Source organism: Novosphingobium aquimarinum, assembly GCF_009746585.1.
Taxonomy (GTDB): domain Bacteria; phylum Pseudomonadota; class Alphaproteobacteria; order Sphingomonadales; family Sphingomonadaceae; genus Novosphingobium; species Novosphingobium aquimarinum.
On record NZ_WRPO01000014.1, the window covers coordinates 71,145 to 86,662 of the forward strand.

Below are 15,518 nucleotides of genomic sequence, written 5' to 3' on the forward strand. Positions count from 1 at the left end.
CGCTTGCTGCTAGGATGGCACCATGGCCACCACTCGATACTTCGACGAACAGGTTCTGCGTAAGCGGCCCTACCTGTCTGTCGAGCTATGCCGCGCCGTCCTCGCCGCGCCGATCCGCCGCGAAATGCAAGACGACGGCCGCATCCGCCACTGGGGCCGCATCACCTTGCCAGACGAGCCCGCGACGCGCATCTTGCGCGTCGTAACCCTCGAAGACGGCGAGACGATCCACAACGCCTTCCTCGACCGGGGATTTCGCGAGGACACGCCATGAAGCTGCACTACTATCCCGAAACCGACAGCCTCTATATCGAGTTGCGCGATGCGGCATCTGCCGAGACCCGCGAGATTGCGGATGGCGTGAATGCGGATTTCGGCGAGGACGGGAATATCGTGGGGCTTGATATCGATGGGGCTTCGGGGAAGCTTGATCTTGGGTCGCTTGAGACCGTCGCGCTGCCATTTGGTTCGCTAAGGGCGGCTTAAGCAGGAACTATGCCGGGCTCAGAGCCGGTACGCAGCTGCGCAATGTTTCTGGCAAGGAGAACAGTAAAAAGACAAGGAAAAATGCGAAGGCCATCGAACTCGCGTTCTCAGAAATCAAGGCTTCCTCGCTCCTTAATTGTATTTAAGCTCTAAGGTTTAGATAAGAGTATTTAGAATTTGGAGCACTAAATTTGCGGACAAGAAAATCGTACGTGATTGATATTGCGGCACTACCAGAGGGTTTTCCGACGCACCTGCATTTGGACGAGTTTTGGCAGGAACTTGGTCGCACGATTGCAACATATGGGTTTCTTGAAGAAACGCTTGGTAAAGCAATTTTTGCTTTTACGGCAGTTACTGAATACCAAGATGATGAAGTTTCAACTGCTTTAGAGAAGTGGCAGGGCCAGCTTGAAAAGGCTCTTACAGATCCGCTGGGCGCTAAAATACAGGCCTACGAATCCGCTGTGAAGGCATACGGGAGATGCGGATTGTCCGGTTTCGAGACCCTTATTTTGGACCTTCGCAAAGCAAGCCATTTGAGAAACGCACTCTGCCATGCTTCGTGGAGGCCGCCTGATCAAAATGGTGCATCGCGCGCAAGGTTCTTTGACCGTAAATTTTATGAATTCGAGACCGCCGTTGACGTTTCATTCCTCAATCATACTCGGCGACACGTGGTTGAACTTGCAATGGCAGTCGTGAGCAGCGTAACCTCTAATGGTTGGCAGTTCCCGGGCTCTAACGGTCCAGGAGAGCCAATTTGGAGGTCTTGCGGTGGCTGATCCTGTCGCATGACCTACGGCGTATTCCTGCATAAAGATGCGTCGATCTACGACGACATTCCCGAAGTGCGGTATCAATTCCCGAAAATTTACCTCAGCCGCGCAAAGCAAATGGTTGGCAACTGGATCGTCTATCGCGAGCCGGTGAAGCTCCCGCACTCGAAGGGGTTCTTTGCCGTTGCGAAGGTCGAGCGGATCGAAAACGACCCAGATGTGTCTGATCGCTTCCGGGCGCTGATCGAACCGGGCAGCTATCTGCCGTTTTCACCAAATGTACCGCACAGGATCGATGGCGAGCCCGTTGAGCGTGATTTGGCGAACGCGCAGGCAGCGGTGCGTCCGTTGTCCAATTCCGATTTCGCCCGCATCATTTCGCTGGGCTTGCCCGAAGATGACATGCTTCCACGCATTGGTGAGATTGAGCCGCTCGGCCGTGTGCGGGAAGGGCAGCTCCCTTTCGAAATCGAACGACCTGTCGTGCAATCGCTCATCAATCGGCCATTCCGCGACCGCGCGTTTCGTCGCGCGGTACTGGAAGCTTACGATGGGCGCTGTGCGGTGACAGGGTGGAAGCTCATAAATGGGGGAGGGCGGCTGGAAGCCGAGGCCGCACACATCCGTCCGGTCGAGCATGGCGGTCCCGACAGCGTCCGCAACGGACTGGCGTTATCCGGAACTGCTCACTGGATGTTTGATCGGGGATTGATTGGCTTCGCCGATGACCTTTCGATCCTTGTTCATCGTAAGGTGAACGACCGCGAAGGGGTCGAAGCATTGCTCAATCCGAGTCGTCAATTGCTAGCACCTGCGCGTGAAGGTGATCGGCCGCACCCACAGTTTCTTGCATGGCATCGCGAACACCATAGTTTCTGAAAGTTCTTTTGGCGTGGCGCTGGGGCCCGGCCCCGCACCAAACACCCGGGAGCGCGAGGGTAATAACCCTCGCATTCCCCTTCCTTCCTACTCCTTCACTCATCTCCCTGATCCTCATCCCACGGCATCGTGTACCCCTTCTTGTCCTCGCTGTGGCTGCGCTGGTACGCGTCCCACAGGCGGCGGGTTTCGGGGCTCATGCTGTCGTGCTGGGCTTTGCGCATGCGGTCGATCTTGGCGTCGATCGAGGCGAGGACCTTGTCGGAATCCACCGCGCGGGCGGCTTCCTGTTCGGCGTCCCACTCGGCGCGCCATTCGCGTTTGAGGCGGGCGAGGCTCGATTGGGTGGCGGCGTCGAGGTTGTGCAGGCTATCGGCGGCGAAGCGGTGGGGGGCGCGGTTGCGCAGGAGGAACATGAGCAGCCCGTCGTTGAACACGCGGCGGGTGCCGACGAGCTTGCCGTAGGAATAGACCGGCACTTCGATGCCGTGGATCGCGCGTTCCATGGCGATGTCCTCCAGCCGCTCGACGCCGAGCGCGAGCGCGGCTTCCCAGGCCTGGCGGAACTCCTCGCCCTCGGGGTGGCGGCGCAGCAGGTAGGCGCCTTCGGGCGTCATGCCGACGGCGCGGGCGGCGTGTTTCGGGCTGCCGGTGTCGGCGAGCGCCTCGATGAAGCCGCGCTGGCGCTCGGGCGTCCAGCCGTCGAAGCGCTGGCACTTGCGCGGGACGGGGGTGAACGCGGGCAGGGTGCGCGGCGGCGCGGGGGTGATGTCGAGCGTGGGCTCGGCGGTGAGGGGCGTGGCGGGCGGTTTGAGTCCGGTCGCGGGTCGGGGTGTCGATCTGGGCATGGGGGCAGGGGCTTTCTCGGCAAAAAGGGGCGCGCACTGTGCCTCGGCCAAGGCCCTGTAGGAAAACGGATAATGCGCGCGGGCCGGGCGCGTGTGCCGGGGCGGGGCGGGCGTGTGGCTTAGTTCACATTGTGCGACTCGCCCGGATTTGGCATTCGGGAGGCCGGAAAACCGGGGCTTTTGAAACGGAGGGACGCCGATGTCGGCCTTCTCGCAGCGCACATTCTCGCATCGGGCGGCGGCCGCCTGGCGGCTGGCGGTCTTGCTGTGCGCCGCGCTCGCCGGTGTGTGGGCGATGCCGGCCGAGGCCGCGCGCAAGGTGGCGCTGGTGATCGGCAACGCGACTTATGCCCACACCACGAGCCTCGACAATCCGCCCAACGATGCGCGGCTGATCGCGCAGTCGGCGCGCGACGCGGGCTTCGACGTGACGCTGGCGCAGAACCTGTCGAACGGCGATTTCCAGCAGGCGCTGCGCGAGTTCCGCATCCGCGCCGACGGCGCCGAGATCGCGATGATCTACTACGCCGGCCACGCGATCGAGGGGCAGGGGCGCAACTGGCTGATCCCGACCGACGCGCGGCTCGAGACCGAGTTCGACTTGCCTTACGAGGCGATCAATCTCGACCGGCTGCTGGAGAGCGTGACCGGCGCGCAGACGCGGATGCTGGTGCTCGATTCGTGCCGCAACAACCCGTTCGGCAACGCGTGGCGGCGCGGCGTGCGCGCAGTGGGGCAGGGGCTTTCGGGGATCGAGATCGACGACGTGCTGATCATCTTCGCCGCCGCGCCGGGTCAAGTCGCGCAGGACGGGGACGGCGCCAACTCGCCTTTCGCCGCCTCGCTCGCCCGCCGCCTGCGCGAGCCGGGGCTGCCGGTGCAACTGCTCGGCGGCGCCATCCGCGACGACGTGCTCTCGTCGACCGGCGGCAAGCAGCGCCCCTTCGTTTCGGCGAGCATGACCGGCACGCCGATCTACATCGTCCCGCAGCGCGTCGCCGCCGCGCCCGCCGCCACCGCGAACGACCGTGCCGCGCTCGAGGCGCTGGCCTGGCAAGGCGCGGCGAGCGCGAACACCGCCGGCGCCTACCGCTCGTTCCTGCGCCAGTTCCCCGAGGGGCTGTTCGCCGGCATGGCGCGCGACAACCTGGCGAAACTCGAGGCCGCGCCCGCGCCCGATCGCCCCAGGCTCGCCGCCCGCACGCCGGCGGTGAACGAGCCGGGGGCCGTCGATTTCGCCGCGTCGCGCCCGGCGAGCGCCGCCATCGCTTCGGTCGATCCCGATGCGGCGTCCGGTCTGGCCGATCCCGCATCTGCGTCTGCACCCGTACCCACCCCCGCACCGCCCGCCGAGTTCATCGCCCCGCGCCCCGCGCCGCCGTCCGGCTCGCTCGCCCGGCTCAACGAGCTGCGCGCCACCCAGCCGCTTCCGACGTTGCCCGCGACCCCGCGCTTTTCCGATGCGGCCTATCCCGATTGCCGCGGCGACTTCGAGGCGATCCCGGACCCGGTCGCGAAGGTCGGTGCGATCAACGCCTGCACTCTGGCGCTCGACGCGTATTACGCCGGGCCGCTGATGACCTTCCGTCAGGCGATGATGGCGCACCAGGATGCGATTTCGCGGCTCTATACGCAAAAGGTCGGCGGTAATCCGGTCTATACGCCCGAGGCACAGCAGCGCTTCTTTCGCGACATGCGCGCCGAGCATACCGCCTCGAACCCCGACGGCGCGAACTTCGCCGACTATCGCCGGACCGAGCAACGCTACGCAGCGGACCGCCGGTTCATGGCGGAAATGTACTGCCGGTATGCCGGCTGCGGACCCGACGGGACGCCGCAAGCGAGCCAATAAACAGGCTCGGCACCCCGCGCTTACCCATCATTCCCAGACAGCCGCCCCTGTGCCGCCATCGCGGCAGGACGGCCGGGGGTCGCGGCTCGCCTACATGCGGACTTACCGGACACGACCCAAAAGCCGTTATTGGCAGGGACGGTGACGGACTAACGCCTTTGGGACAAATCCGTCGTTGCGTAGGATCGCACGTAACGGCAGCAAACTCCCTTTCGATCTTTCCTCCAAGGGCGATATGTTCCTAAAGCCAATTCCCAAGATCTAGGCTGGGCATCGGCAAATGAAGCGACGTCGCGTGATTCTTCTTGCAGCGCTCACGCTGATGGGTGCGGTCTATATCGCAAATGCGTCGTGGCTTGCGCCTGAGTACGAAGGCGAAGCGCGGCTGATGGCGCATAGGGGGATTCATCAGCTTTACGACCGGGTTGGGATCGACAAAGACACTTGCACCGCGAACCGCATGCGGCCTCCGAAAAACCCATACATCGAGAACACCTTGCCCTCGATCGCTGCCAGCTTTTGGGCGGGCGCCGACATCCTTGAAATCGATATCCACCCGACGACCGACAACGAGTTCGTGGTCTTCCACGATTGGACGATCGATTGCCGGACCGAAGGGAGCGGCGTCACTCGTGAGCAGTCTCTAGCATATCTCAAGTCGCTCGACGTAGGCTATGGGTACACCGCTGACGGCGGCAAGACATTCCCGTTCCGTGGCAAGGGAAAGGGGATGATGCCGTCATTGGCCGAAGTCCTGAAGGCCTTCCCGGAGCAACGCTTCCTGATCAACTTCAAGAGCCGATGGATACACGAAGCGGATCTCTTGCGCGCCTATCTCGATAGGCATGGGATCGCTATCGACGACAAGATCATGGTCTATGGCCATGACAAGCCTGTCATGCGCTGGAAATCCATCAATCCGAGCGGCTTTGCCTTCTCCAAGGCAGAAATGAAAACGTGCACCCTCGATTACATGAAGGTCGGATGGAGCACGAAAACGCCCGGTTCTTGCGCTAACAGCGTGATCGGAGTGCCGATCAACTACAGGGTTCTGGTATGGGGATGGCCCAACCGGTTTCTTGAACGGATGCGCCAATCCAACACGACCGTGATATTACTCGGAAGCATTGAAAACGAAAATGGCGCACCCGGCATAACGGACCCTGACGATCTCGATGCTGTCCCGGCCAGCTTCAACGGTTTGATCTGGACCGACGCGGTAGAGGACGTCGGGCCAGCGTGGGCGAAGAAGTCAGGCGAGCTAAAAAGTGGAGCTTAAGCCCATCGCCGCATGACTGCCGTTGTCGCCAAGAAGCTCGGACATCCAGGGCAGCGATCCACTCAACAATCGACATTCCAAGCGGGCGGTCGAACAACAGCGTCTGGGGCGCGTACCGGCCAGAGCAGAGCGCCGCATCGTGAAACTGTCCTGCCGTTCATGCGCTGGATGGAATGGCAGTTCCTGTCTGCGGCACACTTTCGGTGTTCGCATCAGTGGTATTTCAGAGCAACTGGCCTGAGATTGGTTCAGGCGTTTTCCAAACCAATCGCTCACAAAGACGCCACGATCTTCGGTTACGCGATCGGGCATGACGATCATTCGGCATGCGATCTTCCCCGATGATACCGCTTCGGTGCTGGACATCTGGCGCGAGTTCATCGCCAGTTCCCCGGTCAATCTGGACTATCAGAAAAACGATGCCGAGTTGACGAACTTGCCCGGCAAATATGCAGCGCCTGCCGGATGCGTACTGCTGGCGGACCGCGGCGGCGACATCGAGGGTTGCGTCGCCTTGCGCAAAGTCAGCGCGGAGATCTGCGAGATGAAGCGGCTGTATGTTCGCCCTCGCGCACGAGACAGCCACACGGGCCGCAAACTGGTGGAGCAATTGATCGCGCAGGCTCGCACGATCGGTTACCGTGAGATGAGGCTCGACGTGCAGGAAAAGTCCGTCTCCGCCCGCAAGCTCTATGCGGCGTTCAATTTCACCCCTGCCGAGCCCGTATCCTTCAATCCGGTGCCCGGCGCATCCTTTCTCGGCCTCCTGCTCTGACTTGCGGCGATGTCCGTCCATGACGGACTTCATCTAGCTCGGCGCTGTGTACCTTTGGGGCTGTCACCGGAAAACCGGTCGTTCTCAGCGACGGCGCTCATCTGGTTTCCCGGGTCCGATGGGCAAATTCGAGGAGAAGCAAGCGCAACCGGATCCTGGAAAGATTTCCATAGCGGGCACTTGTCCGAAACCGAGCGCCGCAAAGATGCCGAGAAGTTTCGCTTCGAACGCGATCGTCTGTTGGCGATGATCGAACGCCTGGCATCGGGCAAAAGCCAATGAGCTTGATCCCGATGGCGCGCCTCGCTTTCTGAACTTCACAGCGATTGACATCGGCGGGATCGGCGTCCATTTCGCGGGGCAGGTGCCGGGCACCAGCCGCCTGCAGACGCGAGTCACGGTAAAGCCCGGAACAGACGAACATCTCACTTTCGAAAAAGCATTTCGTTGGTGGGCAATGCAGGCACCCCATCCTTTCAGAAATGTCTTGTTCGAGGAGTGGGCGATGTCGTCTGTGACTTTCGAAGAGAATCCATTTTTGGCAGCGCCGGTCGGTCGTCTGTTCGTCACCACGGGCGTGCCCATGGCGCTGGTCATGGCGATGAGTGGCTTGCTCAATATCGTCGATGCGGCGTTTCTGGGACGGTATGTCGGGCCGATCGCCCTGGCGGCCGTCAGCTTCAGCTTTCCCGCGGTCATGGTGCTGATCGCGCTGGGATCGCTGGTCGGCGGGGGGATGTCGAGCCTCCTGGCGCGGTACCTGGGGTCAAACGACCGCGCATCGGCCAGTGCGATTTTCGTCAGCGCGCATGGCCTGTGCCTGGTCGTGGCTTTCGGCCTGATCGCGATCTTTTTGCTGATCGGCCCGCCGCTGCTCGCGGGCATGGCGCAGGGGAACGGCGAGGTAAGCGACCTGGCCAGGACGTACCTGCTGATCCTCGTGTGCGGCGTGCCGTTGCAATTCCTGATGAATCTCCACGCCGATGCGGTGCGCAGTGAAGGGCGGGCGAATTTCATGGCGGTTCTTTCAGTCGGCGTGACGCTCGCCAACATCGTGTTGAACTATGTTCTGATCGTCGGTCTGCGCATGGGCGTGGCGGGATCGGCCTGGGGTACGGTAATCGCCCAGGCGATCGGACTGGTCCTGCTGGTGGACCTGCGGCGGCGCGATCGCCGGCTTCTTCCGCTCGCCGCGCTAAGGCATTGGCCATGGCGTGGGCATTGGCGGTCTATCCTGGCGCTGGGCCTTCCGCTCAGCCTCAGCTTCCTCGGCATGGCGCTGTCGTCCGGTGCAGTGATCGCTGCCATCCATTGGCGAGGCGGACCAAGCTATGCGGAGATCATCGCCGCTTACGGTATCGTGACACGCGTCTTCGGCTTCGCTTTCATGCCGCTGATGGCGCTGGCTCTGGCGACCCAGACCATCGTCGGGACGAATGTGGGAGCCGGTCTGCACGCGAGAGCGGACGCGGCGCTGACCCGGGCGCTTTGGATCGCGTTGATCTATTGTGGGGTGCTGGAAATAGCGCTTCTGGCGACGAGTGCGGATCTGGGTCGGGCCTTCGTCGACGATGCGGCGGTCGTGGCAGGGGCCGGGGCGATCATGCGGCCGATGCTGATGCTTTATGCCTTTTCCGGGCCGATCCTCGTCCTCGCGATGTATTTCCAGGCGATCGGCAGGCCGGAGCGCACTGCAATCTTGATGCTGCTTAAGCCCTTCGTTCTGGCACCGATCCTGATATTCGTGTTCGCAAGCCTCTTGTCGCCGGAGCATCTGTGGTTTGCGTTCCCTGCGGCGGACTGCGTCATCCTCATACTCGCCGCATCGGTTCTCATGCGCCATCGCCGCGCTGGCCAGCTTTTGCGCCCAAGCCACATTGCAGGGAGTGTCACGCCATGACCATACGGACGATCGCGGATGCGAAAAAGCGTGCGGCCGCTTTGCGGGAAGCCGCGCTCGCAAAGGGACAGGCGCTGTCGCAAGGCAAGGCGCTCGAAACGGTGGCGAAGGAGGAGGGCGCGCGCGACTGGAACACGCTGCGCGCCCGCCTTGCGAGCGTCCCGGCATCGGGCGACGGCTTCGATGGTGCTGCCCTGACGATCGGCGGGGAAGTCGAAGGTCGCTACATGAACCAGCCTTTTACCGGACGCCTTGTCGATGCGGCGAGCGAGGGGCAGGGCTTCAGAGTCGCGATCCATCTCGACCAAGCCGTTGATACGGTGACCTTCGCATCCTTTTCCAATCTGCGCCGCCGCATTCGCGGAGTGATCGGGAAGGATGGACGCTCTGCGGAGCGTACCTCCGATGGCGTTCCTCACCTCGTAATCAGCAAAATCAGGAAATAGGTTGGCTCGGGCTGGTTCGGTTTCGCTACCGGAGCGGCGTCAGGCTGAGTGGGCCAGTCTGCCGCCGCCGTCTTCGTCGTCGTCATCGGAGGCTTCATCGGTCGCCGCGGCTTCGGGGTAGGGTTTCGCCTTCGCCATGGGTTTGCCGTAGAGGAACCCCTGGCCGATGTCGCAGCCGTATCCCATCACGCTTAGGGCATTCTCGATCGTTTCGACGCCTTCGACGACCACTTGCAGGCCCAGGTTGTGCGCCATCGAAGTGATCGTCCGCACGATCGTCTGCGAGGATTCGTTGTGGGCGACGTTGTGAATGAACGAGCGGTCGATCTTCAGCTTGTCGAAGTCCAGTTCGCTCAGATGGCGCAGCGAGGAATAACCGGTTCCGAAATCGTCCAGCGCGACGCGGATGCCTTGTTTCTTGAATTCTTCGATGAGTGTGCGCGCCATCGCGACGTCGGTGACGAGCGCGTTTTCGGTGATCTCGATCTCGAGGCGTCCCGGCGCGATTCCGGCCTTGGTGAGGATCTGGAGGATGCGTTCGACCAGCCACTCATCGCTGAACTGCACGGGCGAGACGTTCATTGCGAACGTCAGTTCGGGCGACCAGTTCCGCACGTCGGCGGCGGCGCGTTCGACCAGACCATAAAACATGTCGCCGATGAGCCCCGTCTCTTCGGCGATCGCAATGAAATCGTCGGGCATCCGCAGACTGCCGTCTTCCAGGCGCCATCGGGCGAGGACTTCATATCCGATCAGCCGATTGTCCTTGAGACAGATGAGCGGCTGATAGTGCGGCTCGATCCTTCCCTCGTCGATGGCCTTGCGCAGAGCGCTTTCGATTTCCGCGCGGCGGATCGCCGCCATCTCCATGCCCGCCTCGAAGAAGTGGAAGCAGTTGCTGCGCCGCAACTTCGCCTTGTACATGGCGGCGTCGGCCTGCGACAAGACCGTGCCCGCGCTGATGTGCGATGTATCGACGGTCGTCGCACCGATACTGGCGCCCATCGACACCGAGCCGCTGTTCAATGTGAACGGCTCGTCGAACGAGGCGGATATTTCTTCGATCCGGGGCAGAATGGTCTCGCTGTTCGCCACATCCTTGAGCAGAACGACGAATTCGTCGCCGCCCAGCCGACTGACGATCGCATTGCTTCCGACGTGCGCCTGCAGCCGCTTCGCCGATTCGATCAGCAATTCATCCCCGGCCTGATGGCCATGCAGATCGTTGATCGCCTTGAAGCGATTGAGATCGATCAGCAGCAAGGTGAGTGGCGACACGTCCGCGCGGGCGATGGCCTTCTCGAGCGCCTGGGTGAGGTTGCGACGGTTCGCCAATCCCGTGAGCGGATCATGCATCGCCATCGCGTGCGCCCGCTCTTCCGCCGTGATCCGCCAGTCCAGCTCCAGATGCGCTTCGCGCAGGCGGCGGATCGAGAAAATGGCCATGGCGAAAGGGAGGACCATCATCGCGGTCAGGATTTCGTCCAGTTCCCAGCTTTCGTGACCATCTGAGAACCGAACGACGTATTCGAACGCCTCGATGTTGATGAACAAGATCAAAAGGGCAGTGAACCCACCGAAGATGACCAGCGCATCGCGACGTGCGCGAACCTCAAGATGCGTTCCGCCGGGTTCAGATCTCGCATTGAACATGGCCTAAATATATCGGGGGCGAACTTAAGGCATTACTAACGCGCCAACAATTCAACATATGTCAATCCAGGTATATTTGCCTGAAGAAATAAAGTAAATTTGGATAGATTACACATTGCGTCCAACGCATGGCATGGATCGATTTCTCATTGCGGCTGGCCATCAATGGGCGACCGGCTCCTGCTCGTGTGAGCGCGTCGGTCGGCGGCCCGTCATGGTGCTGGGCGCTGGCGCGCTGCAAGTGGCAGCACTTGGCATCGAGCAAGCGACATTTGCCGGTGCCGTTGCGCCGTGGATCGAAGCTGGAGGGCGAGAAAGCCTTCGGTCGACCACGTTCACCTTCGCTTTCGCGGGCCGGGCATAGCTGGATCAACTTCACTTGGCGTTCAGCCGCGCGCTGTCTATAGGCACCGACATGTTCGACCGTTCGCGCGCGCAGTCCGCCTCCTTCCGTCTTTCCGCCACCCGCGTTGCGACCGCCGCCGCGGCTCTCGCGCTGCTCTCCGCCTGCGCCGGCGGAGGCAAGGTGAAGGACACCGCCTACGTCGCCCGCGATGTCGATACGCTCTACGCCGCGGCGCAGGCGAAACTGGATCGTGGCCAGAGCAAGCAGGCCGCGGCGCTGTTCGACGAAGTCGAGCGCCAGCACCCCTATTCGCCTTGGGCCCGCCGCGCGCAGTTGATGAGCGCATTCAGCTATTACGCCGCGGCCGACTACAACAAGGCGACTCAGGCGGCCGAGCGCTTCCTCTCGATCCACCCGGGCAACAAGGACGCGCCTTACGCCTATTACCTGATCGCGATGTGCTATTACGAGCAGATCAGCGACGTCAGCCGCGATCAGAAGATCACGCTGCAGGCCAAGCAGTCGCTGACCGATGTGATCCGCCGCTATCCGGCAACGCCCTATGCGAGCGACGCCAAGCTCAAGCTCGATCTCGTCAACGATCACCTTGCTGGCAAGGAAATGACGATCGGTCGCTATTACGAGCGCAGCGGCAAGTGGCTGGCGGCCTCGCTGCGCTTCCGCAATGTCGTGGACAATTACCAGACCACCAGCCACGCGCCCGAAGCGCTGTTCCGGCTGGTCGAGACGTATCTGTCGCTTGGCGTTCCGGAAGAAGCACAGAAGTCCGCCGCCGTGCTGGAGGCGAACTATCCGGACAGCAAGTGGTACGACATGGCTTACGATCTGATGCGTAAGCACGCGCCGAATACGACTGCGACCTGATCACCGGCGTTGGAGCTTGTCGGCCTGAGTCTATCGGCTAGGTTGACAATGCTGCCCGTGACGGGCTGTGTGGCGAGGTCATGCTGTCGCAGAAGACTCGCTATACGATCCGCGCCTTGCAGGAACTCGCGCTCCATCACGGCGAAGCACCGGTACGCTTGGATGCCATCGCCGAAGCACAGAATATCCCGCGCAAGTTCCTGACCGTCATCCTTTCGGAGCTGGCGCGCGAAGGCATCGTGTTGTCGACGCGCGGGCGCAGCGGCGGCTATCAACTCGCGCTGCCGCCGGTCGACATCCGCTATGGCGACATCATCCGCATCACGCGCGGCAGTCTGGCCTTGGTGCCTTGCGCCAGCCGCAACGCGCACGAGACTTGCGATCATTGCCTGCCCGAATCGGAATGCCGGCTGCGCGGTCTGATGCTGATGCTGCGCGACGAGATGGCGGCGATGCTGGACCGGATGTCCCTGGCCGATCCGGTCGATCCGGTTCCGGCCTGGGACGAGGAAGAGTAAGCGATCATATCGGCGCGCGAAACTTTCGCTTTAGCGCGGGCAAGGCAAATTTCGATTGTCTATCTCTTGGGTAGAGTTAAAGAGGGGGCAGAAGGAGCGTCCTCATGGCCTCGATACGAACATCGCCAGTATCTCATGCCGACCGTCATCCTCTCACACACCCGGCACCCGCGCTCGATCGCGCCAGCGTAGCCTTGGCCGCCGTCGCTGATGCGATCGGCCGGATGCGTTACGGCGCGGTGCAACTGACTATCCACGACGGGCAGGTCGTGCAGCTCGAAGTGACCGAGCGCCAGCGCTTTACCTGACCTTGACGCGGTCGCGCGCGCGACCGCCCACTTTTCCAACCTATATAGGTGCAGACCGGACCGCCGGATGCATCCAATTCCCTTTCACCCAAGGATTTGGATATGCATTCGTTCGTCCGTATTTCTCTGCTTACCGGTTGCGCGCTGATCTTGCCGACCGCGCTATCTGCGCAGGAGGCGCCGCCAGAAGGCGCTCCGAACCCCGACCGCAATACGTCGCGCACATCCGTCGGCACCGGCGATGACGATACCAGCGACGCCATCGTCGTCACCGCGCGTCGCCGTGCCGAATCGAGCCAGGACGTGCCGATCGCGGTATCGGTGGTAGGCGGCGATCACATCGACGCGACCGGCGCGTTCAACGTGGGGCGGTTGCAACAGCTCACGCCGACGTTGCAGTTCTATTCCTCCAACCCGCGCAACACCGCCGTCAACATTCGCGGTATCGGCTCGCCGTTCGGCCTGACCAACGACGGGATCGAGCAGGGTGTCGGCATCTACGTCGACGACGTCTATTATTCGCGTGTCGCCTCTTCCACGTTCGATTTCCTCGATGTCGCCCAGATCGAAGTGCTGCGCGGGCCGCAGGGCACGCTTTACGGCAAGAACACCACCGCCGGCGCGATCAATATCACCACGCGCGCGCCAACGGACAGCTTCGAGGGGCGGGCGGAGATTTCGATCGGCAACCTCGATTTCAAGCAGGCCAAGGCGTCGATCTCGGGGCCCTTGTCGGATCAGCTGGCGGCGCGTCTTGCGATCTCGGCGACCAGCCGTCGCGGCACGATCTTTAACGTCGCGACCGGCAACTACGTCAACGAGCAGGACAATATCGGCCTTCGCGGGCAGCTTCGCTGGCAGCCAAGCGACACCTTCGAGGCCACCTTGGCGGGCGACTACGCCCGGCAGAACCCCGAATGCTGCGCGCAGATCTTCGTGAAGACCGGGCTGACTCAGCGCAGCCTCAATCGTCAGTACGAGGCGCTGGCCGCCGCGCAGAACTACGCGGTGCCGAGCACCGATCCCTTCGATCGGCTGACCGATCTCGATGCCGATCTCAACGCGCGCAACGCGATGGGTGGTCTCGCGCTCAAGGCCAGGCTGGAAACGGGTCTCGGTACGCTGAGTTCAGTCACCGCCTGGCGTTTTTGGGACTGGCTGCCCGCGAACGACCGCGATTACCTGGGCCTGCCGATCACGACCTTGTCACAGAACCCTTCGAAGCAGAACCAGTATACGCAGGAGTTCCGCCTCAACCACGAAGGCGAGGCGATCGACTTCGTGCTCGGCGCATTCGCGTTCCATCAGGCCGTGCGCACCACCGGCACCCAGCAGCAGGGCCCGGCGGCGAGCGCCTGGCTGATCAATCCGACCAACCCGCTGTCGCAGGACCCCAGCGTGCTCGACGGACTGACCGCCTCGAACGACATCCGCCTCACCAACACCAGCGCCGCGCTGTTCGGCCAAGTCAGCTGGAAAGTGACCGACGCGCTGACGCTGCAGCCGGGCGTGCGGCTGAACTACGACAAGAAGCGGGGCTCCTACGATTCGGTGGTGGTGAACGGCGATGGTCAGCTGGTCACCTTCGCGAGCACCGATCCGCGCATCGTCGCCCAGCGCGCGGTGCTGGCCCCGCAGCAGTTCGCGACGAGGTTTTCGGACTGGAACTTCAGCTACGACTTTACCGTCAGCTACCGCGCCGCGCCGGGCCTGCTCGCCTATGCGACGTATGCCAAGAGCTTCAAGTCCGGCGGCGTCAATCTCAACGGTCTGCCCGCGGATGCCAACGGCGCGCCGCTGCTCGCCGCCGCGACAGTGAAGCCCGAAAAAGTCGATCACTTCGAGATCGGGCTGAAGGCGCAGTTCCTCGACGGCAAGGCCATTGCCAACTTCGCCGCCTTCCGCACCGAGATCGCGGATTATCAGGCGCTGGTGAACAACGGGCAACTCGGCGTGCTGCGCGGCTATCTCGCCAATGCCGACAAGGTGCGCACGCAAGGCATCGAGGCCGACTTCTCGATTCGCCCGAGCCGCCGGTTCAACGCCTACGTCAACGGCGCCTACACCGATGCGACCTATCGCCGCTTCACCGACGCTCCGTGCCCGCCCGAGCTTTCCGGCGGTACCACCGTCGCTCCGGGACAAGCGCCGAGCGCGCCCGGCACCCCGGGTGGCCTCAGCCCCGCGTCATGCGATATTTCCGGCCAGCGCCTGCCCGGTGTGTCGAAATGGGCCTTCTCCTACGGCGCGGAGGGCAATGTGCCGGCCTCATTCTTCGGACTGGATGGCGAGGCGTATCTGGGCGTCGACGGCAATTACCGCTCGGCATTCTCGTCCAACCCTTCGCCTTCGGCCTATACGACGGTGAAGGGCTACGCGCTCACCAACCTGCGCGCGGGCTTCCGCGTTTCGGGCGGGCTCGATGTCTACGGCTGGGTCCGCAACGCCTTCGACGTGAAATATTTCGAGCAGCTCGCGGTGCCGAGCGGCAACACCGGCCTGATCGTCGGCCAGCCGGGCGATCCACGCACCTGGGGCGCCACCATCAAGACGGAGTTCTGATC

General features: G+C 62.5%; 16 protein-coding genes. 13 read left to right on the top strand and 3 right to left on the bottom strand.

Going from position 1 to position 15,518, the window contains the following annotated elements; translation table 11 throughout:
- Positions 1–22 precede the first annotated feature (22 nt).
- The 4 genes from GQO94_RS14145 to GQO94_RS14160 all read left to right on the top strand — a co-directional run bounded on the left by GQO94_RS14145 (position 23) and on the right by GQO94_RS14160 (position 2,144).
- A complete protein-coding gene (locus GQO94_RS14145; protein WP_156842079.1) occupies positions 23–274 on the top strand; it encodes a hypothetical protein in 252 nt (83 codons plus the stop codon).
- The gene (locus tag GQO94_RS14150; RefSeq protein WP_156842080.1) at positions 271–486 is read left to right on the top strand and encodes a DUF2283 domain-containing protein; all 216 of its coding nucleotides are present in this window, start codon (positions 271–273) and stop codon (positions 484–486) included. The genes GQO94_RS14145 and GQO94_RS14150 overlap by 4 nt, the downstream gene beginning before the upstream one ends.
- Before the next feature lie 212 nt (positions 487–698).
- Entirely contained in the window at positions 699–1,271 is a 573-nt protein-coding gene (locus GQO94_RS14155; RefSeq protein ID WP_156842081.1) for a hypothetical protein, read from the top strand.
- A 9-nt stretch (positions 1,272–1,280) separates the two neighbouring features.
- A complete protein-coding gene (locus GQO94_RS14160) occupies positions 1,281–2,144 on the top strand; it encodes an HNH endonuclease (RefSeq protein ID WP_156842082.1) in 864 nt (287 codons plus the stop codon).
- A 95-nt stretch (positions 2,145–2,239) separates the two neighbouring features.
- Here GQO94_RS14160 and GQO94_RS21050 read toward each other — a convergent pair whose 3' ends face one another.
- Complete coding sequence (locus GQO94_RS21050; protein ID WP_232332941.1) at positions 2,240–2,992, bottom strand: hypothetical protein; 753 nt, start codon at positions 2,990–2,992, stop codon at positions 2,240–2,242.
- A 199-nt stretch (positions 2,993–3,191) separates the two neighbouring features.
- Here GQO94_RS21050 and GQO94_RS14170 point away from each other — a divergent pair, with 199 nt between their 5' ends.
- The 5 genes from GQO94_RS14170 to GQO94_RS14190 all read left to right on the top strand — a co-directional run bounded on the left by GQO94_RS14170 (position 3,192) and on the right by GQO94_RS14190 (position 9,244).
- Positions 3,192–4,844 carry a caspase family protein gene (locus tag GQO94_RS14170; protein ID WP_156842083.1) on the top strand — a complete coding sequence of 551 codons (1,653 nt, stop codon included), beginning with the start codon at positions 3,192–3,194 and terminating at the stop codon, positions 4,842–4,844.
- A gap of 295 nt (positions 4,845–5,139) precedes the next feature.
- Positions 5,140–6,123, top strand: a complete 984-nt coding sequence (locus tag GQO94_RS14175) for a glycerophosphodiester phosphodiesterase family protein (RefSeq protein ID WP_232332942.1) — start codon at positions 5,140–5,142, stop codon at positions 6,121–6,123.
- Positions 6,124–6,433: 310 nt separating this feature from the next.
- Positions 6,434–6,898, top strand: coding sequence for a GNAT family N-acetyltransferase (locus GQO94_RS14180; protein ID WP_156842085.1), 465 nt, complete (start codon positions 6,434–6,436; stop codon positions 6,896–6,898).
- 505 nt (positions 6,899–7,403) lie between these two features.
- A complete protein-coding gene (locus GQO94_RS14185; protein ID WP_156842086.1) occupies positions 7,404–8,798 on the top strand; it encodes an MATE family efflux transporter in 1,395 nt (464 codons plus the stop codon).
- Positions 8,795–9,244 carry a glyoxalase superfamily protein gene (locus GQO94_RS14190; RefSeq protein WP_156842087.1) on the top strand — a complete coding sequence of 150 codons (450 nt, stop codon included), beginning with the start codon at positions 8,795–8,797 and terminating at the stop codon, positions 9,242–9,244. The genes GQO94_RS14185 and GQO94_RS14190 overlap by 4 nt, the downstream gene beginning before the upstream one ends.
- Positions 9,245–9,283: 39 nt before the next feature.
- Here the strand turns inward: GQO94_RS14190 and GQO94_RS14195 are convergent, their stop codons facing one another.
- Positions 9,284–10,897: a putative bifunctional diguanylate cyclase/phosphodiesterase gene (locus GQO94_RS14195; protein WP_156842088.1), complete on the bottom strand. Its 1,614-nt coding sequence runs from the start codon at positions 10,895–10,897 to the stop codon at positions 9,284–9,286.
- 61 nt (positions 10,898–10,958) lie between these two features.
- Positions 10,959–11,276, bottom strand: a complete 318-nt coding sequence (locus tag GQO94_RS14200; protein ID WP_156842089.1) for a hypothetical protein — start codon at positions 11,274–11,276, stop codon at positions 10,959–10,961.
- Between the two features lie 36 nt (positions 11,277–11,312).
- Between GQO94_RS14200 and GQO94_RS14205 the strand changes: the two genes are divergently transcribed.
- From GQO94_RS14205 to GQO94_RS14220, 4 genes are all read left to right on the top strand, one after another.
- On the top strand, positions 11,313–12,128 hold the full coding sequence (locus tag GQO94_RS14205) for an outer membrane protein assembly factor BamD (protein ID WP_156842090.1): 816 nt from the start codon (positions 11,313–11,315) through the stop codon (positions 12,126–12,128).
- 80 nt (positions 12,129–12,208) lie between these two features.
- Entirely contained in the window at positions 12,209–12,646 is a 438-nt protein-coding gene (locus GQO94_RS14210) for an RrF2 family transcriptional regulator (RefSeq protein WP_156842091.1), read from the top strand.
- 104 nt (positions 12,647–12,750) lie between these two features.
- Positions 12,751–12,954 carry a YezD family protein gene (locus tag GQO94_RS14215; protein WP_156842092.1) on the top strand — a complete coding sequence of 68 codons (204 nt, stop codon included), beginning with the start codon at positions 12,751–12,753 and terminating at the stop codon, positions 12,952–12,954.
- Positions 12,955–13,056: 102 nt separating this feature from the next.
- A complete protein-coding gene (locus GQO94_RS14220) occupies positions 13,057–15,516 on the top strand; it encodes a TonB-dependent receptor (RefSeq protein WP_156842093.1) in 2,460 nt (819 codons plus the stop codon).
- Positions 15,517–15,518: the final 2 nt, after the last annotated feature.

Coding starts and splice junctions, on each gene's coding strand:
- GQO94_RS14145 (WP_156842079.1), top strand. CDS start 23: ATGGCCACCACTCGATACTTCGACGAACAGGTTCTGCGTAAGCGGCCC.
- GQO94_RS14150 (WP_156842080.1), top strand. CDS start 271: ATGAAGCTGCACTACTATCCCGAAACCGACAGCCTCTATATCGAGTTG.
- GQO94_RS14160 (WP_156842082.1), top strand. CDS start 1,281: ATGACCTACGGCGTATTCCTGCATAAAGATGCGTCGATCTACGACGAC.
- GQO94_RS21050 (WP_232332941.1), bottom strand. CDS start 2,992: ATGCCCAGATCGACACCCCGACCCGCGACCGGACTCAAACCGCCCGCC.
- GQO94_RS14170 (WP_156842083.1), top strand. CDS start 3,192: ATGTCGGCCTTCTCGCAGCGCACATTCTCGCATCGGGCGGCGGCCGCC.
- GQO94_RS14180 (WP_156842085.1), top strand. CDS start 6,434: ATGACGATCATTCGGCATGCGATCTTCCCCGATGATACCGCTTCGGTG.
- GQO94_RS14185 (WP_156842086.1), top strand. CDS start 7,404: ATGTCGTCTGTGACTTTCGAAGAGAATCCATTTTTGGCAGCGCCGGTC.
- GQO94_RS14190 (WP_156842087.1), top strand. CDS start 8,795: ATGACCATACGGACGATCGCGGATGCGAAAAAGCGTGCGGCCGCTTTG.
- GQO94_RS14195 (WP_156842088.1), bottom strand. CDS start 10,897: ATGTTCAATGCGAGATCTGAACCCGGCGGAACGCATCTTGAGGTTCGC.
- GQO94_RS14205 (WP_156842090.1), top strand. CDS start 11,313: ATGTTCGACCGTTCGCGCGCGCAGTCCGCCTCCTTCCGTCTTTCCGCC.
- GQO94_RS14210 (WP_156842091.1), top strand. CDS start 12,209: ATGCTGTCGCAGAAGACTCGCTATACGATCCGCGCCTTGCAGGAACTC.
- GQO94_RS14215 (WP_156842092.1), top strand. CDS start 12,751: ATGGCCTCGATACGAACATCGCCAGTATCTCATGCCGACCGTCATCCT.
- GQO94_RS14220 (WP_156842093.1), top strand. CDS start 13,057: ATGCATTCGTTCGTCCGTATTTCTCTGCTTACCGGTTGCGCGCTGATC.